Genomic DNA, 26,229 nt, shown 5'->3' with positions numbered 1-26,229 from the left:
CATTTGGCGTTGGTATGTCTACAATTAATATTTGGCTGAAAGTCACATTTATGTGAAATAACGATCATTTTGCTACGTTACTTTCACTTTTTATTCACTTAGAATGATTACCTAACTGCCACTACTTAAGTAGTGGCAATTTTTACCTGGTTGTATATCAACAGAACATATCTCTAGCATAAACCGAACTACTACGCTTATATTTACTAATTTATTAATCTCAAAATTGATTTGTTACCACTTATGTAACCATTTAGGGTGTTTTTTGGTTGACTGTCTTGATTCATTGACTACAGTGGAATGTGTTGATGCATAATTCAGCAGATCGCCATCATAAACCGTTACAGAAGTGGCGGGCGGAAGAAGCATCAACTCATAATGCATTAGCAGCAGCTAATGAGTTTTCAAGCTAATGGTATAGCTTGAGTGGTAACAACATCAGTAAAAAATGCATGAGGGATGTAAAAGCATGGCTACAGGTACAGTAAAGTGGTTTAACAATGCCAAAGGATTTGGGTTTATCTGTTCAGACGAAGAAGAGGGAGACATCTTTGCCCACTTCTCAACAATCCAGATGGACGGTTATCGTACGCTGAAAGCAGGCCAACAAGTCTCATACGAGGTTGAAAAAGGTCCGAAAGGGTCGCACGCCAGTTGCGTCATTCCAGTCGAAGACCAAGCCAAGTAGTTAGCTCGCTGCTAACAAACCCGCTATTGCCCAATGCCACCAGACACGTGTTGCTGCATTGAGAGCAAAATAAAACCCGCCTAGTGCGGGTTTATTTGTTTTTGCGCTTGAGTACACCATCAGAGGTGTACTCATCTTCAACGATCAATGTTCAATAATGGCATTAAGTGTTGCACTCGGACGCATCAGCGCGGTGGTTAGCGCATCGTCTAATGCATAGTAACCACCCAACTCACCTTTTGCGCCTTGGGCACTGTTCAGTTCAGTAATGATCTGCTCTTCTTTTTCCGCTAAAGCTTGAGCGATCGGCATGAACTCAGCCGCCAAATCAGCATCTGCGGTTTGCTCAGCCAACGCTTTTGCCCAGTACATGGCCAAATAGAAGTGACTGCCCCGGTTATCCAGTTCACCAACTTTACGCGATGGCGACTTATTGTTATCCAAAAACTCGCCCGTCGCTTTATCCAGAGCATCGGCAAGAACCTGAGCTTTGGCATTGCTGGTAACCTGGCTTAAGTGTTCCAGTGATGCTGCTAACGCAAGAAACTCACCCAGCGAGTCCCAACGTAAGTGATTCTCTTTTTCAACTTGCTGGACATGTTTTGGCGCAGAGCCGCCCGCACCGGTTTCAAACAACCCTCCCCCATTCATCAGAGGAACGATAGATAGCATTTTAGCCGATGTACCCAGCTCAAGGATTGGAAACAGATCCGTCAGGTAGTCACGCAGTACATTCCCCGTCACCGAAATGGTGTCCAGGCCAGCCTTCATACGCTCTAGTGAGTACTTACACGCTTCAACAGGTTCCAGGATTTTGATTTCCAAACCCGCAGTATCGTGTTCGGGAAGATAAGTGTTGACCTTCTTAATCAGTTCAGCGTCATGCGCTCGGTTCTCATCCAGCCAGAATACCGCCGGCACACCGGTAGCACGTGCGCGGCTCACCGCAAGTTTCACCCAATCCTGGATAGGCGCATCTTTTACCTGACACATGCGGAAAATATCTCCGGCCTCTACTGGTTGCTCAAGCAGCACCTTATCTGCCGCATCGACTACCCGTACGGTACCAGCAGCATCCATAACAAAGGTCTTATCGTGCGAGCCATACTCTTCGGCTTTTTGTGCCATCAAGCCGACATTCGGCACACTACCCATGGTGGTCGGGTCAAAAGCACCGTGTTCTTTGCAGAAATCGATTACCGCTTGGTAAATACCGGCGTAGCTACGATCTGGGATCATCGCTTTAGTGTCTTTCTGTTTGCCGTCTGGTCCCCACATTTGACCAGATGCACGCAACATCGCAGGCATAGATGCATCAACGATTATGTCACTTGGTACATGTAAGTTAGTAATGCCGCGATCTGAATCCACCATCGCCAATGGTGGCTGGGTCTCATATACAGCCTGAATGGCGTTTTCAATTTCAGCTTTTTGTTCGGCCGGTAACGCCTCAATCTTAGCGTAAACGTCACCAATACCATTATTCACATCAACACCCAGCTCATTGAACAGCCGGCCATACTTCTCAAACACGTCTTTATAATAAACTTTAACTGCCTGGCCAAAGATAACCGGATCAGACACTTTCATCATGGTGGCTTTCATATGCAGAGAAAGCAGCACGTCTTGTGCTTTTGCATCTGCAATTTCTTGCTCAAAGAAGGAAACCAGGGCACGGTTATTCATCACCGCACTATCGATCACTTCTTTGTCCAGCAGTGGGAAAGGAGCCTTAAGCTGCTTAACGGTACCATCTGTCGCGACAAACTCGATTGTAACGTCAGTCTCACCATCGATAGTCACTGACTTTTCACTGCCAAAGAAGTCTTTCTCTGCCATGCTGGTAACGTGAGATTTAGAGTCAGCAGACCAGGCTCCCATTGAATGTGGGTTTTTCTTGGCGTAATTTTTTACCGAAAGAGGTGCACGGCGGTCTGAGTTACCTTCACGAAGAACCGGGTTAACCGCACTGCCTTTAATTTTGTCGTAGGTCGCCTTGATGGCATCTTCTTCATATGTACTTGGCTCTTCAGGGTAGTCTGGCAAATCAAAGCCTTTCGCCTGCAACTCTTTAATCGCCACTTTTAACTGCGGGATCGATGCCGAAATATTTGGCAACTTAATAATGTTCGCTTCCGGCGTTTTTGCCAACTCACCTAACTCAGCAAGTGCATCCCCAATACGTTGTTCTTCTTTTAAGTGCTCTGGGAAGTTTGCAAGGATCCGCCCTGCTAACGAAATATCACGTGTCTCTACATTGATACCAGAAGAAGCGGTAAACGATTGAATGATTGGTAATAAAGAATACGTTGCCAGCGCCGGGGCTTCATCAGTGATGGTGTAGATGATGGTAGGTTTTTCTGTAGGCATGAAATTTCCCTATATTTCTGTTCAACTCAATAACTGAGTTGAGTGTATTAACGCATTGCAGCCCGTTAGTAGTGCATTCTCCTCACTAACGTTACATGCGGTGTGCACTCGATTTCTTTTAGTGCGAAGTATTCAACTTCTCTTTCCATGAGTGCTCATTATTGACCCAGTGGCATTGAGCAATTTGTCAGCGCAAGTTACCTCAATAAACTGCCACTTGGCTATATCATTAAACAAATTCGACAAATTAGTCTATTATTCTGTGCGATTTTGTTGGTTTTAGGCGCGCACATGATAGCCGACAACAAGCAAAGTTAAAACTTTAAGCCACAGTTCATTTACAAATTTGCAAGGTAGTTAACATGTCATCTCGCTCAGGCCAACAAGACGGTCGTCGTCATTCGCCAGCCAAAAATGGCCATTTTAAACGCTCAGCGAAATCACAACGTGACGGGGGACAACAGAGCAGACGCAACAAATCTAAACCACGCATATCGCAGTCAAAGCCGCGTGTATCACCCGAAGAGAGAAAGGTGGTGATTTTCAATAAGCCATACGACACGCTCAGCCAGTTTACTGACGGCGAAAGCCGCCAGACCTTAGCCGACTTCATCCCGGTGAAAGGTGTTTATGCAGCAGGTCGTCTTGACCGGGACAGTGAAGGTTTAATGGTGCTGACCAACGATGGAGTATTACAGGCCCGGCTAACACAACCACAATCAAAGTCAGCAAAGACCTACTGGGTACAGGTAGATGGTGCACCAAGCGAAGCAGATTTAGACCAGCTGCGCCGCGGTGTAGAGTTAAAAGATGGCCCCACCCTTCCGGCGACAGTAGAAATCATCGCCGAACCTCAGGTTTGGCAACGCACACCTCCGGTACGCTTTAGAGCCAACATCCCGACCACGTGGCTGGCCATCACCATTATTGAAGGCAGAAATCGTCAGGTAAGACGAATGACTGCGCACATAGGCTTTCCTACTCTGCGCTTGATCCGCTATTCGATGGGCAACTTTACCTTAGATGGTCTGCAGCCAGGCGAATGGAAGCTGGTCAATCTTTAAACCACCATCAATCCAGAGCCCATTATACGCTTTGGGTTGAAAAGTGATGCCTTAACTTTGCAGCTATTGTTGCTGCATTACCCATGCTTTAAAAGCCTCACGCTCTTCAGGAGCGGCTTTTTTGTACATTGTCTTTAGCAAATCAACCATCTGGCTGTCGGCTTGTGATGGCTCTGAGACAGAGCGAACCGGCTCTTCAGTTTGATTTGCGGATGCCACTGGCTGTTGATGCTGATTCAGCGTCACGTACGTTACCGCAACGCTCGCGATACCACCGGCAATATTGTAATTGCGTGCTTCTTGCGGGAAGTTTCGCCCAATCTGAACGCCATCAGATTCGAGTGTATCTTCCACTAACGCAATAGGCTCACCTTTACTGTCAAGCAGTTGCCATACTAATGGTGAGATATTGAGTTGGGCTTGGCGATAAGACTTAAATTCAGGCAGTTCGAAAGTAAGTTTTTCATTGCTAACGTCAAATCTGGCAATAACCACATCACTATAAGCGGTTTTAATATCATCACCAATTTCGAACTCCGGCTGGTACTTAAACACAATTTGATTAGTTCCGTCCGGGAGCTCTAGTGTTTTGTTGTCAGAAAACAAACCACCTTTGGCTTTAGGTTTTTCCATGTTGACCGCAAGCAACTTGACATCTTCGGGAATAATCAACGTCGATGCAGCAAGAATGGGACCACTGATAAAAGCAGAAAGCGCCAACGCCAGTTGTAATGATGACCGCATAAAATGCCTCTTTATATCTCCAATAATAAAAGACCCAGCCTATAGCTGGGTCTTACAATAGCAAACTGGAAAATGATTACCAGTAGAAACGAGCACCTAGACCGTAGTTAGTCTTGCTGTCTACTTTAGCGTCTGCTGTTGTAGTTTCTTCGAATACGTAACCCGCTTCAGCAAATACGCGAGCCCATTTAGAGAACTTGTACTCAACGCCAGCGTAAGCTTGAGACTTGTCACCGTCTACAGTGCCAGCTTTGTCAGAAGAAGAAAGAACCAGCTCGTAACCTGTGTAGAACGTAGTTTTGTTAGCTACTGCGAACATACCTGCTAGAGAGATACCGTGAGAATCAACAGTTTCTGCAGAAGCTTTGTTGTCGTCTTCGTTGTAGTAGTATGTCGCACCTAGAGTGTGGCCGTTTAGAGCGTACTCACCAGTAACTTCGAAAGATAGGTTTTCTTTGTTGTTACCTTTAGAAGCGATCTTGTTTTCAGAAGAAAGGATACCTGCGTGCATAGACAGGTCGCCGAAAGACTTACCTACGAATACTTCGCGAACTTCTTCGTTCTGGTCTTTCTCGCCCAGTGCGTAACCAGCTTTTAGCCAGAACTGATCGTTTTCGAACGCGTACTTGAACTGAGAAGAGTTGTTCCAAGCGTGTCCGTAAAGAAGCGCAGAACCACCGAAGAAGTAAGAGTAATCAGCACCGTATACGTCATCAGCGAAAGTACCTTCTTTACCGATACGTAGTGTACCCATATCGCCCATGTCGAAGCCGATGATGTGACGACGTACAAATACTGTATCATCAGTACGCTCACTTGAGTCAGCGCCTGCGCCGTAGTTGTCACCCAGAGCAACACCGATCTCAACTTCGCCTAGTACTTTCAGGCTGTCGTCTACAACGTAAACGCCGTTTACACCCATACGAGAAGAGCTTGTGTTTAGCTCTGCTGTGTGGTCGTTCTTGTCAGAAAATACTAAAACTGGACGAAGTTGGCCGTAAAAATCTACAGAACCTTCTTCAGATTTGAATACTTCAGCTGCGTTAACAGAAGTTGCTGTAGCAGCAACAACTAGAGCTAATAGAGTCTTTTTCATAATTAATCCACTGCCTTTTCTTAGTTCGGGAAATCCTTGCCCGGTTCCCTTTTTTTATTTTATCGGTGCCTCTCAATGCTTTCGGCATCAAACAGTTCACCTATATAATCTGGGCATTAGATTGCAAAAGATTATTCTGCCTGTCAAATTTTATAAATCCAAACATCAAAAAAAATAAAAACCAACAAAAACAACAACTTACGCTTTCTGACCGATTTTTGCGACGCAGTTCTATACTAAATACACTACTTTTTAGGCATTTATCAACACGAGTTAAACAGCAATTAACACCAACAATGCCAAGACGCACCACACAAAACACCACCCAGGCTATTATTTTGATCTATTTTTTGGTGTTTTATATCTTTCTGCATGTGAAACTAATTTCAACCAAGAAAGGTTCAATTTTTTTTTGTGAAGAAGATCGCTATTTCATTCAAAAGCATTCAATTTTGTGAACTTCTGTGCATCCAGTGAAGTGTGCTACTATTCGCGCCCAACGCATTTGAGGCCCGCATGCTGACCACTAACATCCAAAAATCGATTCGTAACAGTTATCACAACCTTCAGGCGCAACTTGAAAATTTCGTCCCTAGGCGAGCGCAAAATTATTTGGTGGCTGAAATAGCGAAAACGCTTTGTGGCCAATACCACAAAACAAACCGAATGCTAGTTGCCGAAGCCGGAACCGGAATTGGTAAGTCATTGTCTTACCTGATGGCTGCAATTCCTGTTGCCCTGCACAACAATCGCAAAATTGTGATTTCCACTGCAACGGTTGCATTACAGGAACAACTGGTTAATAAAGACCTGCCTCTGTACCGCCGGCTTTCGGATCGTGAGTTTTCCTTTATTCTGGCAAAAGGCCGGCAACGCTATTGCTGCGCTGAAAAACTCGCGACCGCCAGCGGCGTCGATGGCGGGCAGTTAGCCATGTTTGAGACCAAACCAAACAAAACCGATATTGAACTGCTGGAAACCTTGTATCGGGCTCTGGCACAGGGCAAGTGGGATGGCGATCGTGACTCCTGGCCAAAACCGATTAATGATCAAATCTGGCAGCTGATTGTCAGTGACAAGCATAGTTGCAACAACAGTTTGCCTGCCCACCGCGGCTGCCCGTTTCAAAAAGCACGCTCGGAGTTAGATAAAAATGACATCATCATCGCCAACCACGCCTTGGTCATGGCTGACGCCGATCTGGGCGGAGGGGTGATTCTGCCTGAGCCGGAAAACTCAATTTATGTGTTTGATGAGGCCCACCACCTGCCACATATCGCGCGCGATCACGCCTCTGCCTCAGCAAGTCTCAAAGGCGCCGCGGCCTGGCTGGAAAAACTCAACCAATCTACCAGCAAATTTTCATCCCTTGCTGATGAAAAACGCGTATCGCGATTTCGAAATGATCTGCAAGACGCGGTACAGCAGCTTGTTCCATCCCTGAACCAGTTGTGTAAACAGTTCGATCCCAGTCATTTTAATGAAGGGATCTATCGCTTTGAGCATGGTGAACTGCCTGCCTGGCTGGAAACACAATCGCAAGAGCTGAAACAACTGAGTAAGAAAGCCAATCAGAGTGTGGCAAAAATCGCTGATTTAATCGCCGAGCGAGTCAAAGATGGGGAACTTTCCGCCAGATTAGCCGAGCCAGCATTGGCCGAACTCGGTTTTTACATTCAACGTCTGGAAAACCTGGCGCAAGTTTGGTCATTAATGGCAGAACCAACCAGAGATAAAGGCGCCCCACTCGCGCGCTGGCTGGAGACACATCCGGATCGTGAAGGCGACTTTATTGTCAGCGTTTCACCACTGGAAATTGGCTGGCAGCTAGATCAGCAGATCTGGAGCCGCTGCCTCGGTGCGGTGTTGGTATCTGCCACCCTTCGCGCACTAAACTCGTTCCAGTACTTCTGCCATCAGGTAGGTGTGGATGCGCGCCCGGAATCCGGAACACAATTTCTCGCCTTAGCGTCGCCTTTTGATTACCAGAATCAGGCCGAGCTGCGCATCCCGCAAATGCAGTACGAGCCACCGGCCCCACAGTTCACTGAATATCTTATTGAAATTTTGCCTAAGTATTTGCAAGACAATAAAGCCAACTTAGTATTATTCTCCTCTTACTGGCAAATGAACCAGGTGGCGAAAGCGCTGGCCAAAGACTTTGTTAAACGGGGCTGGGCACTACAGGTACAGGGGGACAGTTCCCGCGCCGAAATTCTAAAAAAACATAAAAAGCTGGTCGAAAAACACAAAACCAGTGTGCTGTTTGGCACGGGCAGCTTTTCAGAAGGCCTGGATCTACCTGGTGAACTACTGGAAAACCTGGTGATCACCAAAATCCCGTTTGGGGTACCAACTTCCCCTGTCGAGCAGGCCCATGCCGAGTATGTCGAGAAGAAAGGCGGTAACCCGTTTATGCAGATCACGGTTCCCGACGCAAGTAAAAAGCTCATCCAGAGTGTTGGTCGCCTGCTGCGGAAAGAACGAGACTCTGGTACAGTAGTCATCTTAGATCGCCGTTTAGTAACAAAACGTTACGGACAAGCACTGATTGACGCTCTACCGCCGTTTAAACGAACAATAGAATAATAGAAGAACCATTATTTATGGAAATGATTGAGCCAACCATGCTGTTGGTGTTGGCGCTTGTTGCTTTTGTTGCTGGATTCATTGATGCTGTGGCGGGAGGCGGTGGAATGCTTACCGTTCCCGCACTACTCTCGCTTGGATTGCCTCCCCATATTGCTCTGGGTACCAACAAGCTGGCTGCCAGCTTTGCTTCTTCCACCGCAGCATTAACTTATTACCGTAAACGCCTGTTCCAGCCACAATGCTGGGGAAGAGCGTTCGTCGCAACGCTTGTCGGTGCCACGTTGGGTACACTATTTGTCGATTCGATTAGTACCGAATGGCTGGAAAAGGTGCTGCCGCTGATTATTTTAGCTGCGGCGCTTTATACCGTATTTCACCGGGCACCGCCTGCCACCCATCAAAGCCCGATCCCTGAGCCATGTACTAAGCTTAATAAAAAACAGTACGCACAAGGTTTTTCAATTGGATTTTATGATGGTTTAGCCGGCCCGGGTACCGGTGCATTTTGGACAGTCAGCTCTATGGCACTCTACCGGCTGAATATTCTGCTCGCCTCCGGACTGGCAAAAGCAATGAACTTTACCAGTAACTTTACCTCGTTGCTTACTTTTGCCTGGCTCGGACACATAAACTGGGTACTCGGATTAACCATGGGCCTTTGCCTGATGGCGGGGGCTTTCGTTGGTGCGCATTCCGCTATTCGCTTTGGGTCGAAATTTATTCGCCCGGTGTTTGTCACCGTTGTAAGTGTGTTGGCGATAAAACTGGCTTACGAGGCCTGGTTTGTGGGTTTATCATGAATATTACGCAACTTTCAGAAAAACTGGATCAAGCAGAAAAACAAGCAGCACAACTGGATCGTCAACGGGGAGAACACCATGTCCCGCTGTTTGATGAGCGCCTGTTTTCCTGCCGCTCTCGCCTGCTTACCCCCTGTGTCAAAGAGGCCAGGGGCACACTGGATACGATATTACGGGAACAGAAAGAACAGGTGTTGACCTCGCTTCGCGCTGAATACCTGACCGAGCGGCTGATCGCTCAAATCACCGCCATTCAACGCGAGATTTCTACGCTGAAAATACGTAAAAGTGAAATCAAGCACAGTAGCCACTTCAGGAAACCAATCAACGTTTTATATCAAGAACTGGCTCAGCATCAGGAATGGGCGCGTCGCCTGCGAGAAATGGTACTGGAAAAACAACACGCGCTAGACACGGCACCGAGTTATCTACGTGCGGAAGCACAGAAAATACTGCTGGCTACCGAACAAAGGCTGGAACGTTGCGAGGCCGCCGTGTTAAAACTAGAAAACCAAATTACGTATAGGGAAAAAAACCAGTAATGTCTGATCATCCAGTTCCACCATTAGATCAAGCCCCGGATGAAGTAAAGCTCGCCGTTGACCTGATCTATTTGCTCGAAAGCAATGAAGTCGATCCAGGTACCGCACTCGCGGCTCTGCAGATTGTTCAACAAGATCTGGAAGGCAAGTTGAATACTCAGGCATAGCCTCCACAGCCAGTAGCAAAAAAGCTATACTATCCCCCTGATTATTATTCAAATAAAGTCTCCCTTAATAAGGACAAACAATGAAAGTCGTTAGTTTTAATATTAATGGCCTGCGTGCCCGTCTTCACCAGTTACAAGCCCTTATCGAAAAACATCAACCCGACATAATTGGGCTACAGGAAATCAAGGTGCATGATGAGGCCTTTCCACTCGCAGATGTCGAAGCATTGGGCTACAAAGTCTACTTTCATGGTCAGAAAGCACACTATGGCGTTGCGATGTTGTGTAAACAAGAACCTATCTGCGTTCGCAAGGGGTTCCCGACCGATAATGACGACCACCAAAAACGCATGATCATGGCCACATTTGAGGATCAGCAAGGTGACAAGGTGACCATCTTAAATGGCTATTTTCCGCAAGGGGATAATGTCAACCATGAGACCAAGTTTCCTTATAAACGCCAGTTCTACCAAGATTTGATGACTTACCTTGGCGACCACCACAATAGTAATGAACAACTGATTGTAATGGGTGACATCAACATCAGCCCGCTCGACTCTGACATCGGTATTGGCGAACCCAACCGCAAGCGCTGGCTGAAAACGGGTAAATGCTCATTTCAACCGATTGAGCGTGAGTGGCTGCAAACCCTGTTAGACTGGGGGTTTGAAGATACTTTTCGCAACCTGCATCCTGGCGTAAATGACCAGTTTTCATGGTTTGACTACCGCTCTCGTGGTTTCGACGATAACCGTGGACTGCGCATTGATGTGATACTGGCCACCCCCTCACTGGCAGGCAAATGTATTGAGGCCGGGATTGATTATGAATTACGTGGTATTGAAAAACCTTCCGATCATGCGCCTATCTGGTCAACATTCAAATAAAAAAGAGGGAGAAAGTTATTCTCCCTCTTTTATCCGTCACAAAGAAAGTGGCATACCATGGAGCTCATTAACTCCAGAAATAACAAAGAAAAGCGTCTCCCTATGTTTGACATAGGTATTTAAAGACAAAAATACTCCATAGCTCCCGTCATCGTTTTCCGCTATCAATTACATCTCTGACTTAAATAATAGACTGTATTTTTATGAAGGATAGTTAACAGACAAAAACAAATTAATACAAGTTACAAGTCAAAGTGAACATTACCCACAATCCGTTTAGCTTATTAAATAAATATTAATATTTATACCACTACCAAGAAACTGATTATATTTATATAATCTCACCAACAATAATCTAATGCCCGTCAACAACTAGGCATATGCAAATAACACAAGCACCAGCCTCCAAATTTAGTAATTTTTATAATACAGTGAGCGCCATATTTAATAATGCTAGATACAATTAAAAACATCCCGTTACGCATACTTCTTTCTTTATCATCAGCCTTTGCTATTCTTTGTTTCATTATTACAACAATAATCAGCCAAAACCTTTTATCTGAGGTAGAAAACAACACCGAAAAAGTAAATGATTACATCACCTTTAATAGCACTCTAAAAGAATTTCAGGACCTGCAGGATGTCAGCCGAATGGAATCCATTTACGCGCTTGGTTTTTATGAACGGGTTGATAAAATGGTACGTGTTAACAATGATAACCTAGCAAAAATTCAACGCAGTTACCATCACCTGACACAAAGCAATAACGTTGCTGTGACGGCCGGTGTCAAACAGTCGTTAGAAAGCTTTATCAGTAACTTCAAGCACTATGTGCGCGCTTCTGAACAGCTCAGAACCCATCGCCAGAACATCATTAAGCTCTATGAAGCCACCAGCTGGATAACCACAGATATTACTAAGGCTGACTTACAGGTTGCTGATAACCGAAATGAGCAGGATGTTGATCAATGGACCAATGAGCTATCAGAAATGTCTGACACTGCAGGCCTGATGCTTTATCACTTGGCAGTAGGCGTGAAAGGGCAGAACCAGGCTGACACGGAAAAGACTCTCACCTATGCACAAAAACTCAACGCTCAGCTTAAGCCTTTTGCACAGTGGCCGGAAACCCGCGAGTTGATCAGCAACGCCAAGCTCTGGGAACAGCAATTACGCGAAATCATCCAGCTGCAAAAGCAAAAAAAGCAGACCGCCAACCGAATGATCGACCTGGGTAATCAGAACACCCAGTTAATCACAACCCTGGCCACCACCTCTATCAAGATAACCGAACAGCTTTCTGATAAAAGCTCAAAGCTATTGGACTCAGTAACCGCCAGTCAGTTATCAGCCTCTGTTATCGCCATTATTCTGGCACTGGTGATCAGTATCTACTTATCCAATGCTATCAGCGAAATAATGCGTGCCCTATATTTGGCCGTGAAGGACCTGGCAGAAGGTAAACTCGATAACCAAACTGGAATTCAGGGTAAAAACGAAATTGGCCTGTTAGGGGCCAGCCTCGATGATGCCATTTCTCAGCTAAGCCAAACTATCCGAGCTTTGCGTGGCGTCGGAGATGAAGTGGCAGCCTCATCAACAGAGCTTGCAGCAGTAATGACCCAAAGTGAAGTTAATGCCAGGGAGCAACAACAACAAGTTGAATTGATCACCTCGGCTGTAACTGAATTGTCAGCCGCTGCGACCCAGGTTGACAGCTATGCGAAAAATGCAGATGAAAGTGCCCAGCAAGCACTGAACTTAGGGGCAGAAAGTTCAGAAATTGCCGACCATGCACGTCAGCTAACTCAAGAGCTTGCTAACCAGCTCCACCAGACGTCAGATCAAGTGACCGATCTTAACGAGCAAAGCATTAAGATCAGCGAAGTCGTAACCGTGATCGATACCATTTCTGAGCAAACCAACTTACTGGCACTGAATGCTGCCATTGAGGCCGCTCGAGCTGGCGAAAGTGGACGAGGATTTGCCGTTGTCGCGGACGAAGTTCGCGTGCTGGCAGCTAAAACACAAGATTCGACCCAGCAGATCCAGGCAATCATTGAACAATTGCAGCAAAAATCATCCGCAGCTGTCGATGCCGTCAATGATAGCCTGGACAAAGTTCAGGCAAATAGTCAGATCGCAGAGCAAACCAGTAACCAGATGGAGTCTATCACTCAGACACTGCAACATATCAGCCAGGTTAATAACGATGTTACCACTGCGGTTGACGAGCAGAGTCGTGCCATCGTAGAGATAACCCAGAACATCAATAATATTAACGATATTATTAGTCAAAACGTTGCAGGTATCAGCCAGACAGCAGAAGCCAGTAACCACTTGTCTCGCTTGGCAGAAGATCAGACAAAACGATTAGGCGAGTTCCAGATCCAACATTAATCTTCAGCACCAGCAACTATAATATGGTTGCCGTGTCTGATGCCGAGCTCTTTACAATGAACGACTGAAGACTCCATCTACCAGATGACCAAGGCTCTAAACACTCCAACTTAGAGCCTTTATTTTGCATTTAACTCCAGCCCTTACAACCACCATTGCAACGCACCGAAGACTGAGCAATTTGGGTAGCTTTGTGACCACTTTTACCCAGATTGTATCGTTCAATACTGCGGAACATATGTGGTTGTGAAAGTCATACCCTTGTTGATTTAACCGTTTGGTACGTCATCATTATGTCCTAAAGTAAAAATCCCAAAGCTAAAAAATGTCCCAACAAAAAAGCCAATCCGCTTAACGGACTGGCTTTGGACTTTTAAATACTACTGAATATAGTATGAGCTAATCTAGTTCAGCGGCCAAGCGGTTTGCCCATCAATACTTAGCGGCGTTTGAGCAAACTCATTCAAACAGTAGCCAGTATTGCTGCTTGCAAAGTAAGTGAGAGGCATTGGTGTCAGACTCAACGCTACAACTTGTTGTTTTGCTTTTTCTGAGAACGAGAATCCCCACATGTCGAGATAGTTGGTCATATCTCGCTGAGCAACGTAACTCAGTGCAATTAACAGCCAATCATTGTTTGAAATACCGTTTGCTTCATCTTTACTGTACATCGAGAAGCCAATGCTTGATTGTCTCTTATTCCAAAGTGTTTCATCTGCTTTCAAACGGTTAAATTCACGTTCAATAAGATGCAATCTCGCCAATAGATGCCAGCCATTTTGAAGTACGCCTTCATGCTGCGTCGCCATCATCATTTGAATATAAACGCGAGCCCCCCAACTCCAGCCTGTTTGGTTTTGAGCGGCCATGTATGCATTGGGATCGGCTTGTGTTCGACTGGTTTGCAACAGTTCAAACTGACCTTTGAAATCTAAGCTTTGGCAGGTTGATTCCTTACCCGTATTTTGGAAGAAACGAGACTTACTGTAGTAAGAGTAGTAGTTAGTTGTCGAGTGCCCTTCCCAACCGGCAAATCGGAATCGTCCCTTCTCTAAACCGTGGCCAAGCTCATGCAAATCACCATGCCCCAATGGACTGAAAGCCCAATAAGCATCGTACGGGTTACCAGAGCAACCATAGCCACAGGTGGCTTGATCAGCGTTCATGTGTTTAACCATATCAATATTGGCAATTTCCCAGCCTTGGTTTCGGCCGTATTGAATGATTTCTGGGACTTCGTCAATGCCCGGACCTTGGAAACCCGCCAACACATGTGGGTAGTTGTGAACGTACTCTTCTGTCACAAGCGCCATTTCAGCTGGGGTCGACCACATCTCATCGTTGATCGACTCCAGCATCTTGTCGCGCTTGGAGTGAACTTCAAACCCAGGTGTGATCAACTCAGCCCAATCGAACAAGTTGGCTTCTAGTTGTTGAATAAAGGTGTCGTTGTCCTTCTCACTTCTCCACACAGGGTGCTGCGCAACATGGCTAAAGCTGAGTTCAACCGGAACATCATTTTTATCAAAGTGAACCTGTACAGGACCGCCGTACGGAGAAGTCAGTGTGATGGTTTCACCCGCTTTAACTTCATAAGCAAACGATGTCAGCAATTTCGGTCGAGTATAACCATCTTTGCTGAACTCATGAGTAGCACCACTTCTTAAACTATTGATGACGATTTTTGTGGTCACATCGTTGTTGTCATTACGGGTTACTGTAAACGCTTCCCCAGGTAGCGCATACACACCCGCTGAACGGAAGTAGCGTTTAGACTCCATATTCACCGTGGTAGCGATTCTCTTAACATCTGCCCCAAACCCACTACGGCTGAAGTTGCCCATATTCGGTTGTTTTGGATTGATGTTACGACTGTTGTACTGCACGTAGTCCGCAAAATACGATTTCAGAAATTCGTTCGTTTGTGTAGATTGCTTGTCCATTGGAAATGAAACGGTTTGACGATAGTGATCCGCCAACAACACCATCAACTTTTCGTATTGGTAACCATCTTGTTCAAACAAAGAGATTTTCTGCTCATCAAGTGTTCTCAACCACTGACGAATGCTGTTGGCCGCTTCGTAAAATTGGCTGTCCATGTTCGCGGCTTCAGGGCATGATTTGTCATCACACTGGGACAAATCTACATTGAAGTTTTGAGTTTCGAAACGAGATAACAACGCTTGTTGTGTGATGACAGAATCCGGCACGACGTTCACTAGCGATGCAGGTGCCCAATCAACCAGCCCCAACCTACGCCAGTAGTTGTCTCCCACATAGTCAATATGGAATTTTTCCAAAACCTCTCGGCCAAGATCAGTTAGCTCGCCATCCCAATGCAGATACAAAACCGGAATTTCAGCTTGCTCAGCATAAGACAGAGCATCCAACACCTGTTGGTTGGTATCTTCTGATTGTAAATGCTGTGACAGGATCAAGAGGTTTGGCTTATCTGCTTTCAGACAGCTCAGTAGCTTCGAACCATCACAGAGGTTAGCTTCGTTAAACGTCAAATCTGGTGAAATATTGCTGTTTAACCAATTACGCGTCGCTTGCTCATCAGGGAAGTAATAGGACTGATCCATTTGTGCGATGACTACATTTGAAGTCGTCCCGCCTGACAACCAAGTAATAAGGTTCTTTAACCACTGAGTCATTGCCGCATTAGAAGAATCAGGAAAACGTTGCGCGGTTCGAAATGGGTTACTGCCGAGAACCGCATAGCGTTGACCGCTAGTTTGCTCGCCAGCAATACCAATCGACAAAGCTTGGTCTGTATAACCACTTGCCATCGCTTTGTTGGTCATCAGAATGGTGTCGTTAAATCCATAGGTAGGAGAAAAAATTGCGGCATCATGCGTCGGATCCCAGTAAAGACCCGAAAGGTTTTTCGCAATCGCAGATTTGATCGCATTCGACTGTTTCTTATGCGCTTCAACAACCTGACGACTTTCTCGAATAAAATCGTTTGGGTTTGAAACTAACAGTGCATTGCCCGTTGTTAAGGCTTGATGAACTGGAGCTGGAGTTGGTGTGACTTGAGCATTTGACTGTGAATCTCCTCCTCCTCCGCCACCGCATCCTGCCGCTACCACTGCAAGACCCAACGATATAATTATTTTTTTCATCTTTCACTTGTTAAATGAGGGTTTTGCCGAAGTGTAATGTAAGCGAACAAGGGAGCAAAACAGTCTTGTTGATAAAGCAGAAAAGTATGAATGAAGGTATCAAAAATAAAATGGTACCCGGAGGTACCATTACTTAAATTCCGGCTTTAGCTTAGCGGACGTAGATACGCCAAGAAGCGTTTTTCTGCACGTTTAAAGCACCAAAGAATGATAAACGTTAGCGACATATAGAAAAGTCCAGCCGTTAAGAAAGACTCAAATGGCGCGTAATAACGAGAGTTTACCAAACGTGCCGCACCAGTTAGGTCGACGATAGTTACGATCCCTGCAACAGCACTGCCATGCAACATGAAGATGACTTCGTTAGAATACGCCGGTAATGCTCGGCGTAGCGCACTTGGCAAAATAATGCGTTTATAGGTCATAAACTTACTCATGCCATACGCTTTTGCGGCTTCCACTTCGCCTTTTGGCAAACCATTGATCGCTCCGCGGACGATTTCAGCGGTATATGCAGAGGTATTGAGTACAAAAGCCACCAACGCACAGAACCAGGCGTGTTCCCACAAGGTATCTTTAACCGGAAAAAACTGATCCATGCCGTAGTAAATCAGGTAGAGCTGGACTAACAACGGCGTGCCACGAAAAAAGTAAATAAAGGCCCAGGCCGGTAAGCTCAACACGTAATTTGCACTGTTTCGTGTGATGGCCAGCGGGATGGCCACACATAAACCAATGAGCAGTGCTAAACCAACCAGCCACACCGTAGTCCACAGTCCTTCAAGGTAAGTAGGGAAACTCTCGACAATTAAAGAAAAATCCATCTCTTACCTCGCATGAATACTGAACTTGCGCTCAACCAGTTTCAACAGGCCGGTAGAAACACTGGTGAAAAACAGAAAGATAATTGCAACAGCCATGTAAAAGGTAAATGGCATTTTAGTCGAACCTGCAGCCAGTGAACTCATCCGCACCATATCTTCCAGACCAATGATGGAAACCAAAGCAGTAGTTTTAAGTAACACCAGCCAGTTATTACCAAACCCGGGCAACGCATGGCGGATCATCTGAGGTAACAATATTCGGCGAAATGAGAGTACCGGGTTCATTCCATACGCTTTTGCAGCTTCAAGCTCCCCTTTGTCTACCGCCATGATGGCACCACGAAAAGTTTCCGCCATGTATGCGCCAAAAATAAACCCTATCGTTAATACGCCGGCGATAAACGGACTGACGTCAATGTAATCGGGTAGATAAGCAACCCATTCATGCTCAGGGTTGCCAGCTGCAAACCACTCATTCAGGGTTTCATTGATAGAATAAAGACTATTATTGAGAAGAATTTGGCCACCAAAGAAGATCAGCATCATCAATACTAAATCGGGAATGCCGCGAATAATGGTGGTATAAAGTGTCGCAATGGCTCTCGCCCATTTATATGGCGCCAACTTCGCTAGTGCGCCCAGCATGCCCAATATAACAGCAAGCAGCAGTGACAATACCGCGACTTCAATTGTCACCAACGCCCCTTTGAAAATGGAGGCTTCGTATCCTTGTAAATCCAGCATAGGTGAGTTCCTAATCCCTAAACTCATCAATCGGCCGTTGGCTACTTCTAGGAACAAGCCAACGGCCGCTGAATTACGACTTACTCGCCGTAAACATCGTAGCTAAAGTATTTACCTGCAATCTCCTGATAAATACCTTTTTCACGCAGCGATTGGATTGCTGCATCAAGCTTTTTCGTCAAATCTTTGTCTTGCTTACGAACCGCGATACCAAAACCTTCACCAAACCATTTCGGATCGGTCAACGACGGCCCGACAAACTCATAAGCGTCACCGCCAGGTTTGTTGAGCACTCCTTCTTCTAGTGCAGATGCATCACCTAATACCGCTGCAACACGGCCATTGCCCAGATCCAGATACGCTTCATCGAACGAACCGTAACGAACGATTTGCACTTTATCGCCATAATTATCTGTCAGATATTTGTCGTGTGTGGTTGCTCGTTGTACCGCAATTTTTTGCCCGTTGAGGTTATCGAAATCTAAATTTGCCCCTTTTTTGGCAATAAATTTGTTTGGGATAAGGGCGTATTTGCCGGTAAAGTCAACTTTCTTCTTACGCTCTTCTGTGATCGACATTGCCGCAATGATCGCATCATACTTACGCGCTAAAAGCGAAGGAATAATACCATCCCAATCTTGTGCGACGATTTTGCACTTCACCTGCATTTCCTCGCATAATGCATTGGCCATATCGACATCAAAACCTTTAAGCGAACCGTCGGTTTCTGTCCAGCTAAACGGGGGATATGCGCCTTCAATACCAAAACGAACGGTTTTCCATTCCTTTGCTTGAGCCATACCAGAGACTGCTGTTGCGGCAAGCGTTGCCGCCAATAACCACTTTTTCATTTCCATACTCCTGTGATTGCTATTTTTTTGTGTCGTTTTTGATTGTTGTGCTTACTACGGGCGGCAATACCCTGCCGACCGCGGAAAAACCGGGTGTAGTATCAATAAATAGATGAAATAAACTGCTGTAATCTCTCAGAATCAGGGTCAGTAAACAGCTTAGCTGGATCTCCTTGTTCTTCCACCAGCCCCTGGTGTAAAAACATTACGTGATTTGAAACATCACGCGCAAAAGCCATTTCGTGCGTGACCACCAGCATGGTACGGCCTTCCTCAGCAAGATCTCGCATGACGCCAAGGACTTCCCCAACCAGCTCGGGATCCAACGCCGACGTTGGCTCGTCGAACAGCATAACCTCAGGTTCGACCGCCAAAGCACGGGCGATAGCGGCGCGCTGTTGCTGGCCACCAGACAAGTGGCCCGGATAGTAGTCTTTTCGTTCGTACAGACCGACTTTTTTTAGCAGAAGCTCAGCGTTTTCTATCGCTTGCGCTTTTGGCACCCCGAGCACGTGTACCGGTGCTTCAATTACGTTTTCCAGTACCGTAAGGTGAGACCACAAGTTGAAGCCCTGAAATACCATAGCAAGACGAGAACGAATCCGCTGAACCTGCTTCTCGTTCGCAGGAACAGATTCACCCGCGCGATTATTTTTCATTTGGATAAGCTCACCATTGACCCAGATTTCACCAGCGGTGGGGGTCTCCAGTAAGTTGATGCATCTGAGGAAAGTACTCTTACCTGAGCCGGAAGAGCCGATAATGGAGATCACATCTCCTTTGTGTGCAGAAAGCGATATGCCTTTGAGGACTTCATTTTGCCCGAATGTTTTGTGCAGATCTTTTATATCCAGCGCGGGTACATCATTCATGCGCTCTACTCCATGTGTTTTATCACTGCAAAGGAGGGCTCCGCCCTCTTAAATTGCAATCAAATTATCACCCCACACGCCAACATGCAACAAATTATTAACCCAAATAATTTGCATAGATAAACACAAGAAGCAAATTAATATGCATTTAGCAGAACTAAATCCTAGAATTAGTGAATGCACGCCATAAAAAAGCCCCTCATGAGAGGGGCAGGCAAATTTAAACAAATGTTAACTACAGCAACTGTCAACGAATATCAGTTGAAACGGGTTACCACCAAACCATTTGAAGAACGCAGCGACACTTCGTTTTCCCGCCCTTGCAGTTCAGAACTTAAAATACCATCAAGATCAGCATCCAGCTCTGGCTCTGAGGCATCTCCGTTAGCAAAAAATGATACAAACATCTGCGCATTTAGCTTATGGTCATCCCCCAGGATCAACGCGGTGCGGTTAAAATCATTCAAGTCAGAAACTTTTAGCGCTTCAATCGCACTACTTGGGAAGTTGTAGTAGTACAGTTCCGGCACCACGACTTCATCATTAGTACTGGTGGTGTAAATACGATGAGTGACTTTGTAAACATCTGAAGCCGAGAAATATGCCGTACGGCTGTAGCCTTCAGTTGATGCATTTAGCCCCATCGCCAGGTCAATAACGCTTTCAGCGCCACCCTGGCCTCCCACGCTTGGTTTGGTGTTGGGTAGATTATCAATGTTCAGATAAGCATCGGTATCCAGATCAATATCCCAACCTGCTGGCACTGTACCGGTGAGCAATGTCTGCCAGCGTGTTGCCGTGGCATCATCATTAGCCATGTAAACCCAGGTTTCACCGTTGGTGTCTGCTGGTCGGGCATAATCGGCGACCCCTTTGCCTAACTCTAGCGCATCATAAAGGTAGTTATTCGCCACAAAGCCAATCGACAGCTTGTCATAATCATAAGCCGATGATGTAAGGATATTGGACTTAAGATTTGTCGCGACCAGTTGAATGTCGGTGCCAGCCCATGAGCCTACGCCGTATTGGTGCAATTGCAGGTTAGAGTCATCGACATACTGGAACAGCACTGTCGGCTCCCCTCTTACACCCGGCAATTCATCACCCGCCAGCATTTTGGGATTAGGTGAAACAAAAGTATCGAACTGGGAAACATAGTGGTAATCACTTCCCCCAGATACCTCATTCAGATAAGACAAGTTTCTGAAGTTGTGGTCTAGTTGGTTACCACCCGTAAAACATTTGTTTAATGAGTCACGGTTAAGGGCAAATGTCGCATTACGCAAGCTTTTATCCTTCAGGAACGCTTTAGAGAACGAGTTCACGCGGGTTTCTTTACCATTGAACTCTTCAGCCTGGAAAGTAATGTAACCACCTTCAGGAATATCTTCTAAGTAAAACCTGAAACTGTCACTCGACGGTTTGATAATGTCACCGACCCGTTTACCGTCAGTGTCAGAGTAATACCCCAGAATATAATTCGTTACCTGCTGTGTTGTGGCAGCACTATAGGTCAAAACCGATTCATTGCCGCCTACATCGTTTTTACGATCATAAACGGTACAGTTCTGTGCGGCAGCTTCGCTCTTTTGCATAACGGCAGGAATCGCAAACTTGAAGGTAAAGCTTGTCTTTGTCGGAGCACCACCGCCGCCACCGCCGCCGCCGCCGCCACACCCCACCATCAGACCAGAAATAACGGCTACAATAGGCAATAATTTACGCTGTTTCATGTTTTCTTCCTAAAATTGAGCGGCAATAGTTAGCCAAAAAAACGTCTTATTTCCTTAAACAAGCAAAAATAGAGCCAGCTTTTCATAAAAGTTATGAATGCAATAAAAAACAACGGATAACCACCATGTCACCGTCGTTTGAAAAATCTAATTTTATGCATCATGTGTAATCAAATTACACGCAAAATCACCACCTTAACCGTATGGCGGACACTTTCTGTAGTTTTCTTTCACATCTTTTCTTAAAGTGATCTAAATCAATCACCCTCAGCCACTATCTTGTTAGACTCCGCCACATAGAAGAGGAAATTATTGTGCCTCAGCACAATGGTTTATTAGCTATGCTTAGGCACAAGATGTGCGTGTAACAATAACCTAATAATAGCTAGCATAGGGTATGCCGCAGAAAGCGGAATTACACAATTAATTGAGTATTCATAACTTTTAAATATATGAGGAATCTATGTCAGACGCAGTGAATAAAGCTCACTCTGATTCAGATATTGAGACTAAGAGCTACCAAGAGCTTCATCGTCCCGCTTCTGAGTTCGAGAGCCGTTCAGACTACCTAGACCACGAACTTCAAATCATGAAGCCACGCCGTTTTGGCTTGAACTTACCAGGTCGTGATTTCCGTTTTGAGCTTGAGGATTTAGTCCCAGCACTTGCCGGTACCATCGGCATCATCGCAATGTATTCTGCGGTAATGATGTCTTGGGCAGATGGTCTGACCGCTGCTTGGGATCACGTAAACCTTGGCAAAGAATTCGCTATCGAAGTTGCCCGTGTTGAAATGCTGATCCCAGCGCTGCTTTTCTGTGTTCTTGCATCCGGTTTTATTAACCCTAGAGCCAACCTTGCAGGTAACCACGGCCCGATGATTCCGCTTATCGGTTCTATCGCTCTTGCCGGCGCCCACCCTCTTGCTCTTGCCATTCTTCTTGGCGTATTCGGCTTGTTGCTAAGCTACTTCAAAGGCGGTTCTAAACTCGTAAACTTAACCTCCCAGGGTACAGCCGGGGGCTTGTTAATTTTCCTCGGTTTCACCGGTACCATGAGTCAGATTGGCTCGGTTCAGAACTGGGCAGTTGGCCTTCAGTCAGCGAGCGTTGAAGCAGGCAGCATGGGCTACGTTGGTTTAATTGTATTAGGTATCAACATTGCTCTTTACGCTTACCTGGCAAAAATCAACAAGCGCTGGCTAGCCATTCCTGTTTGTGCTATCACCGGATTGGTCATTGCACTAGCACTTGGCGCCGGTTTTGATCTTAAGTTTGAAACTGAAATGGGTCTGCCTAACCTGAACCCAGTTTACTGGTGGGGCAGCACTGAAGAAGGTTGGATGCTTGGTCTGCCTAATCTGCAACACTTCATTGCATCGCTACCATTTGCGATTCTAGCGGTTGCGATGTGGTCGCCGGACTTCTTGGGTCACCGTATCTTCCAGGAACTGAACTACCCACGTAAGACTGAAAAAGTACTTATGGATGTAGATGACACTATGACCATGTGTTCTGTTCGTCAGATGGTGGGTACGGCACTTGGTGGTGGTAACATCACTTCATCTTGGGGTACATACATGATCCCGGCAGCTATCGCTAAACGCCCAATCCCGGCGGGCGCTATCCTGCTCGGCTTGATTGTTATGGCGGTTGCAATCCTTGGCTTCCCAATGGATGTGGCAGTATGGCCTCCGGTAATGCGTATTGCGCTGTTGGTTGGTGTATTCCTGCCACTGGTTGAAGCGGGTATGCAAATGGTTAAAGAAACCAACGACTCACAAGCTGCGGGTATCTGTATTTTTGCCTCTGTTGTAACTAACCCGGTTCTTGCCTGGGCACTGACCATGTTCCTGGACAACAACGGCCTTATCGGTGACAAAGAACGTGCAGCACGTCTTTCGTTTGTTGACAAGATCATCATCCCAGTAGGCGTTTTCATCATCTGCCTGGTAGCGATGCTGGCAGTTGGTATGCTAGAAGGGCAATACGGCATTAAAGCCTGGCTATAAGCCAAATTGTTCAAATATTGTGTGGGTAGCGCGAGTCGCTACCCCATTTTTATCCGGATTTTTGAGTTTTTATTGATTTAGTTTAAGGATTAAAAAAAATTTTTATGTTACTCTTGCTTTGTGTTCGGTTGGAAAGTCATCCAGAGCAGTAACAATATTTATAGTTTTATCTCGCTCCATCTACACTAAGTAAGACTATAAATATTGTTATTAATAAGAGTGTACTGTTCCCCATTAATTCTGGTGGGGATAGCTGGCTCAGCGGCGAAGCAGTACGTATTTTTTTCTACTAAAAAGGTAGGTATGTCATGGCAGAGCAATTTGCTAAAGCTTGGGAAGGTTTTGCTGCAGGCGACTGGCAAAACGAAGTAAACGTTCGTGATTTCATTCAGAAGAACTACGCTCCGTATGAAGGCGACGAATCTTTCCTAGTTTCTGAAGGTACTGAAGCGACAAACAAGCTTTGGGCTAAGGTAATGGAAGGTATCAAACAAGAGAACGCGACTCACGCACCTGTTGATTTCGATACTTCAGTTATCTCTACCATCACTGCTCACGATGCAGGCTACATCGAAAAAGATCTTGAGACTATCGTAGGTCTACAAACTGAAGCTCCTCTTAAGCGTGCAATCATCCCTAACGGTGGTATCCGTATGGTTGAAGGTTCTTGCAAAGCTTACGACCGCGAACTTGATCCACAAGTTAAGAAGATCTACACAGAATACCGTAAAACGCATAACCAAGGCGTTTTCGATATCTACACTCCAGACATCATGAAGTGCCGTAAATCTGGCGTTTTGACTGGTCTTCCAGATGCATACGGCCGTGGTCGTATCATCGGTGACTACCGTCGCGTTGCCCTATACGGTATTGACTTCCTGATGAAAGACAAATTCGCACAGTTCACTTCTCTTCAAGAGAAATTTGAGAACGGCGAAGATCTTCAAATGACTATGCAACTTCGTGAAGAAATTGCAGAACAGCACCGTGCTCTTGGCCAAATCAAAGAAATGGCGGCTAAATACGGTTTCGACATTTCTCGCCCGGCAGAAACAGCTCAAGAAGCAATCCAGTGGACTTACTTCGGTTACCTGGCAGCTGTTAAGTCTCAAAACGGCGCAGCAATGTCTCTAGGTCGTACATCATCGTTCCTGGATATCTTTATCGAGCGTGATATTGCAGCAGGCAAGATCACTGAAGAACAAGCTCAGGAAATGATCGACCACTTCGTAATGAAACTACGTATGGTTCGCTTCCTACGTACTCCAGAGTACGATGAGCTATTCTCTGGTGACCCAATCTGGGCTACAGAATCTATGGGTGGTATGGGCCTTGACGGTCGTACACTGGTAACTCGTACTAACTTCCGTTTCCTAAACAGCCTGTACACTATGGGTCCAAGCCCAGAGCCAAACATCACTGTACTTTGGTCTGAGCAGCTACCTGAAGGCTTCAAGAAGTTCTGTGCGAAAGTATCTATCGATACTTCTTCTATCCAGTACGAAAACGACGACCTAATGCGTCCTGACCTGGAATCTGACGACTACGCAATCGCATGTTGTGTATCGCCAATGGTTGTAGGTAAACAAATGCAGTTCTTCGGCGCACGTGCTAACCTTGCGAAAACAATGCTTTACGCAATCAACGGCGGTGTTGACGAGAAATTGAAACTGCAAGTTGGTCCTAAAGAAGCACCAATGGCTGATGAAGTACTTGATTACGATAAAGTAATGGATCGCCTGGATCACTTCATGGACTGGCTAGCGAAGCAATACGTGACTGCACTAAACAGCATCCACTTCATGCACGACAAGTACAGCTACGAAGCGTCTCTGATGGCTCTGCATGATCGTGACGTTCGCCGTACCATGGCATGTGGTATCGCTGGTCTGTCTGTTGCAGCTGACTCACTATCAGCAATCAAATACGCAACAGTTAAACCAGTTCGTGACGAAGACGGCATCGCAACTGATTTCGAAATCGAAGGCGAATACCCTAAATTTGGTAACAACGACCCACGCGTTGATGACATCGCATGTGAGCTTGTTACTACGTTCATGAACAAGATCCGTAAGCTTAAGACTTACCGTGACGCGATCCCTACTCAGTCTATTCTTACTATCACTTCAAACGTTGTGTACGGTAAGAAAACAGGTAACACGCCAGACGGTCGTCGTGCAGGCGCTCCGTTTGCTCCGGGTGCAAACCCAATGCACGGCCGTGACGAAAAAGGCGCGGTAGCTTCACTGACTTCTGTTGGTAAACTACCATTCGCTGACGCACAAGACGGTATCTCTTACACCTTCTCTATCGTGCCAAACGCACTGGGTAAAGAAGAAGAGAGCCAACGTGCTAACCTTGCAGGCCTGATGGATGGTTACTTCCACCACGAAGCTGGCATTGAAGGCGGTCAGCACCTGAACGTGAACGTTCTTAACCGCGAAACTCTACTAGACGCAGTTAAGCACCCTGAGAAATACCCTCAGTTGACAATTCGTGTTTCTGGTTACGCAGTTCGCTTCAACTCTCTGACTACAGAGCAGCAACAAGACGTTATCGCACGTACTTTCACTGAATCTCTATAAGTTTCACTGAAATTATCAATCAAGGGCTGATGCAGCAATGCATCAGCCCTTTTTCGTTTTATCAATAAAAGTTTGTGATACTGCCGGAGATTTTCCGGGCTAACTGCCGTATGATGCAAAAAAAATTGTTA

At 45.9% G+C, this 26,229-nt stretch carries 19 protein-coding genes; 10 read left to right on the top strand and 9 right to left on the bottom strand.

All coding sequences use genetic code 11. The annotated features are described in order from the left end of the window. Positions 1-469 precede the first annotated feature (469 nt). On the top strand, positions 470-688 hold the full coding sequence (gene cspD, locus P2G85_RS08085; protein WP_275863586.1) for a cold shock domain-containing protein CspD: 219 nt from the start codon (positions 470-472) through the stop codon (positions 686-688). Positions 689-832: 144 nt separating this feature from the next. On the opposite strand, the gene P2G85_RS08080 is transcribed toward cspD, so the two are convergent. Beyond that, entirely contained in the window at positions 833-3,058 is a 2,226-nt protein-coding gene (locus P2G85_RS08080) for an NADP-dependent isocitrate dehydrogenase (RefSeq protein ID WP_275863585.1), read from the bottom strand. 362 nt (positions 3,059-3,420) lie between these two features. Here P2G85_RS08080 and P2G85_RS08075 point away from each other — a divergent pair, with 362 nt between their 5' ends. Beyond that, positions 3,421-4,122, top strand: coding sequence for a pseudouridine synthase (locus tag P2G85_RS08075; protein WP_275863584.1), 702 nt, complete (start codon positions 3,421-3,423; stop codon positions 4,120-4,122). Positions 4,123-4,185: 63 nt separating this feature from the next. Here the strand turns inward: P2G85_RS08075 and P2G85_RS08070 are convergent, their stop codons facing one another. Then, on the bottom strand, positions 4,186-4,866 hold the full coding sequence (locus P2G85_RS08070; protein ID WP_275863583.1) for a DUF2057 family protein: 681 nt from the start codon (positions 4,864-4,866) through the stop codon (positions 4,186-4,188). Between the two features lie 76 nt (positions 4,867-4,942). Further along, positions 4,943-5,962 (bottom strand): porin, encoded by a 1,020-nt coding sequence (locus P2G85_RS08065; protein WP_275863582.1) that lies wholly within the window; start codon positions 5,960-5,962, stop codon positions 4,943-4,945. A gap of 516 nt (positions 5,963-6,478) precedes the next feature. Here P2G85_RS08065 and dinG point away from each other — a divergent pair. The 6 genes from dinG to P2G85_RS08035 all read left to right on the top strand — a co-directional run bounded on the left by dinG (position 6,479) and on the right by P2G85_RS08035 (position 13,350). Continuing rightward, on the top strand, positions 6,479-8,551 hold the full coding sequence (gene dinG, locus P2G85_RS08060) for an ATP-dependent DNA helicase DinG (protein ID WP_275863581.1): 2,073 nt from the start codon (positions 6,479-6,481) through the stop codon (positions 8,549-8,551). A 17-nt stretch (positions 8,552-8,568) separates the two neighbouring features. Continuing rightward, on the top strand, positions 8,569-9,354 hold the full coding sequence (locus P2G85_RS08055; protein ID WP_275863580.1) for a TSUP family transporter: 786 nt from the start codon (positions 8,569-8,571) through the stop codon (positions 9,352-9,354). Continuing rightward, positions 9,351-9,896 (top strand): primosomal replication protein, encoded by a 546-nt coding sequence (locus P2G85_RS08050; RefSeq protein ID WP_275863579.1) that lies wholly within the window; start codon positions 9,351-9,353, stop codon positions 9,894-9,896. The genes P2G85_RS08055 and P2G85_RS08050 overlap by 4 nt, the downstream gene beginning before the upstream one ends. Further along, positions 9,896-10,063 carry a pleiotropic regulatory protein RsmS gene (rsmS, locus tag P2G85_RS08045; protein WP_275863578.1) on the top strand — a complete coding sequence of 56 codons (168 nt, stop codon included), beginning with the start codon at positions 9,896-9,898 and terminating at the stop codon, positions 10,061-10,063. Before P2G85_RS08050 ends, rsmS begins: the two co-directional genes overlap by 1 nt. A gap of 80 nt (positions 10,064-10,143) precedes the next feature. Continuing rightward, the gene (xthA, locus tag P2G85_RS08040; protein ID WP_275863577.1) at positions 10,144-10,950 is read left to right on the top strand and encodes an exodeoxyribonuclease III; all 807 of its coding nucleotides are present in this window, start codon (positions 10,144-10,146) and stop codon (positions 10,948-10,950) included. 651 nt (positions 10,951-11,601) lie between these two features. Beyond that, positions 11,602-13,350 (top strand): methyl-accepting chemotaxis protein, encoded by a 1,749-nt coding sequence (locus tag P2G85_RS08035; RefSeq protein WP_275863576.1) that lies wholly within the window; start codon positions 11,602-11,604, stop codon positions 13,348-13,350. 404 nt (positions 13,351-13,754) lie between these two features. Here the strand turns inward: P2G85_RS08035 and P2G85_RS08030 are convergent, their stop codons facing one another. The 6 genes from P2G85_RS08030 to P2G85_RS08005 form a co-directional block, all read right to left on the bottom strand. After that, the gene (locus P2G85_RS08030; protein ID WP_275863575.1) at positions 13,755-16,478 is read right to left on the bottom strand and encodes an ImpA family metalloprotease; all 2,724 of its coding nucleotides are present in this window, start codon (positions 16,476-16,478) and stop codon (positions 13,755-13,757) included. A 146-nt stretch (positions 16,479-16,624) separates the two neighbouring features. Further along, positions 16,625-17,302 (bottom strand): ABC transporter permease, encoded by a 678-nt coding sequence (locus P2G85_RS08025; protein WP_275863574.1) that lies wholly within the window; start codon positions 17,300-17,302, stop codon positions 16,625-16,627. Between the two features lie 3 nt (positions 17,303-17,305). After that, positions 17,306-18,046 (bottom strand): ABC transporter permease, encoded by a 741-nt coding sequence (locus tag P2G85_RS08020; RefSeq protein WP_275863573.1) that lies wholly within the window; start codon positions 18,044-18,046, stop codon positions 17,306-17,308. Between the two features lie 80 nt (positions 18,047-18,126). Beyond that, positions 18,127-18,897 (bottom strand): ABC transporter substrate-binding protein, encoded by a 771-nt coding sequence (locus tag P2G85_RS08015; protein ID WP_275863572.1) that lies wholly within the window; start codon positions 18,895-18,897, stop codon positions 18,127-18,129. 101 nt (positions 18,898-18,998) lie between these two features. Then, entirely contained in the window at positions 18,999-19,769 is a 771-nt protein-coding gene (locus tag P2G85_RS08010) for an ABC transporter ATP-binding protein (protein WP_275863571.1), read from the bottom strand. A gap of 257 nt (positions 19,770-20,026) precedes the next feature. Beyond that, entirely contained in the window at positions 20,027-21,502 is a 1,476-nt protein-coding gene (locus P2G85_RS08005; protein ID WP_275863570.1) for a 54K polar flagellar sheath protein A, read from the bottom strand. Positions 21,503-21,965: 463 nt separating this feature from the next. On the opposite strand from P2G85_RS08005, the gene P2G85_RS08000 reads away from it, so the two are divergent. Next, positions 21,966-23,513 (top strand): DUF3360 family protein, encoded by a 1,548-nt coding sequence (locus tag P2G85_RS08000; RefSeq protein ID WP_275863569.1) that lies wholly within the window; start codon positions 21,966-21,968, stop codon positions 23,511-23,513. Between the two features lie 308 nt (positions 23,514-23,821). Continuing rightward, the gene (gene pflB, locus P2G85_RS07995; RefSeq protein ID WP_275863568.1) at positions 23,822-26,098 is read left to right on the top strand and encodes a formate C-acetyltransferase; all 2,277 of its coding nucleotides are present in this window, start codon (positions 23,822-23,824) and stop codon (positions 26,096-26,098) included. Positions 26,099-26,229: the final 131 nt, after the last annotated feature.

Origin of the sequence: Vibrio sp. CAU 1672, assembly GCF_029223195.1 — a bacterium.
Classification (GTDB): Bacteria; Pseudomonadota; Gammaproteobacteria; order Enterobacterales; family Vibrionaceae; genus Vibrio.
Note: the sequence above shows the minus strand (reverse complement) of the source record. Positions and strands in the feature narration are given on the sequence as shown.

Excerpts from the sequence above, each read along its gene's own strand:
- cspD (WP_275863586.1), top strand. The coding sequence starts at position 470 with ATGGCTACAGGTACAGTAAAGTGGTTTAACAATGCCAAAGGATTTGGG.
- P2G85_RS08080 (WP_275863585.1), bottom strand. The coding sequence starts at position 3,058 with ATGCCTACAGAAAAACCTACCATCATCTACACCATCACTGATGAAGCC.
- P2G85_RS08075 (WP_275863584.1), top strand. The coding sequence starts at position 3,421 with ATGTCATCTCGCTCAGGCCAACAAGACGGTCGTCGTCATTCGCCAGCC.
- P2G85_RS08070 (WP_275863583.1), bottom strand. The coding sequence starts at position 4,866 with ATGCGGTCATCATTACAACTGGCGTTGGCGCTTTCTGCTTTTATCAGT.
- P2G85_RS08065 (WP_275863582.1), bottom strand. The coding sequence starts at position 5,962 with ATGAAAAAGACTCTATTAGCTCTAGTTGTTGCTGCTACAGCAACTTCT.
- dinG (WP_275863581.1), top strand. The coding sequence starts at position 6,479 with ATGCTGACCACTAACATCCAAAAATCGATTCGTAACAGTTATCACAAC.
- P2G85_RS08055 (WP_275863580.1), top strand. The coding sequence starts at position 8,569 with ATGGAAATGATTGAGCCAACCATGCTGTTGGTGTTGGCGCTTGTTGCT.
- P2G85_RS08050 (WP_275863579.1), top strand. The coding sequence starts at position 9,351 with ATGAATATTACGCAACTTTCAGAAAAACTGGATCAAGCAGAAAAACAA.
- rsmS (WP_275863578.1), top strand. The coding sequence starts at position 9,896 with ATGTCTGATCATCCAGTTCCACCATTAGATCAAGCCCCGGATGAAGTA.
- xthA (WP_275863577.1), top strand. The coding sequence starts at position 10,144 with ATGAAAGTCGTTAGTTTTAATATTAATGGCCTGCGTGCCCGTCTTCAC.
- P2G85_RS08035 (WP_275863576.1), top strand. The coding sequence starts at position 11,602 with ATGGAATCCATTTACGCGCTTGGTTTTTATGAACGGGTTGATAAAATG.
- P2G85_RS08030 (WP_275863575.1), bottom strand. The coding sequence starts at position 16,478 with ATGAAAAAAATAATTATATCGTTGGGTCTTGCAGTGGTAGCGGCAGGA.
- P2G85_RS08025 (WP_275863574.1), bottom strand. The coding sequence starts at position 17,302 with ATGGATTTTTCTTTAATTGTCGAGAGTTTCCCTACTTACCTTGAAGGA.
- P2G85_RS08020 (WP_275863573.1), bottom strand. The coding sequence starts at position 18,046 with ATGCTGGATTTACAAGGATACGAAGCCTCCATTTTCAAAGGGGCGTTG.
- P2G85_RS08015 (WP_275863572.1), bottom strand. The coding sequence starts at position 18,897 with ATGAAAAAGTGGTTATTGGCGGCAACGCTTGCCGCAACAGCAGTCTCT.
- P2G85_RS08010 (WP_275863571.1), bottom strand. The coding sequence starts at position 19,769 with ATGAATGATGTACCCGCGCTGGATATAAAAGATCTGCACAAAACATTC.
- P2G85_RS08005 (WP_275863570.1), bottom strand. The coding sequence starts at position 21,502 with ATGAAACAGCGTAAATTATTGCCTATTGTAGCCGTTATTTCTGGTCTG.
- P2G85_RS08000 (WP_275863569.1), top strand. The coding sequence starts at position 21,966 with ATGTCAGACGCAGTGAATAAAGCTCACTCTGATTCAGATATTGAGACT.
- pflB (WP_275863568.1), top strand. The coding sequence starts at position 23,822 with ATGGCAGAGCAATTTGCTAAAGCTTGGGAAGGTTTTGCTGCAGGCGAC.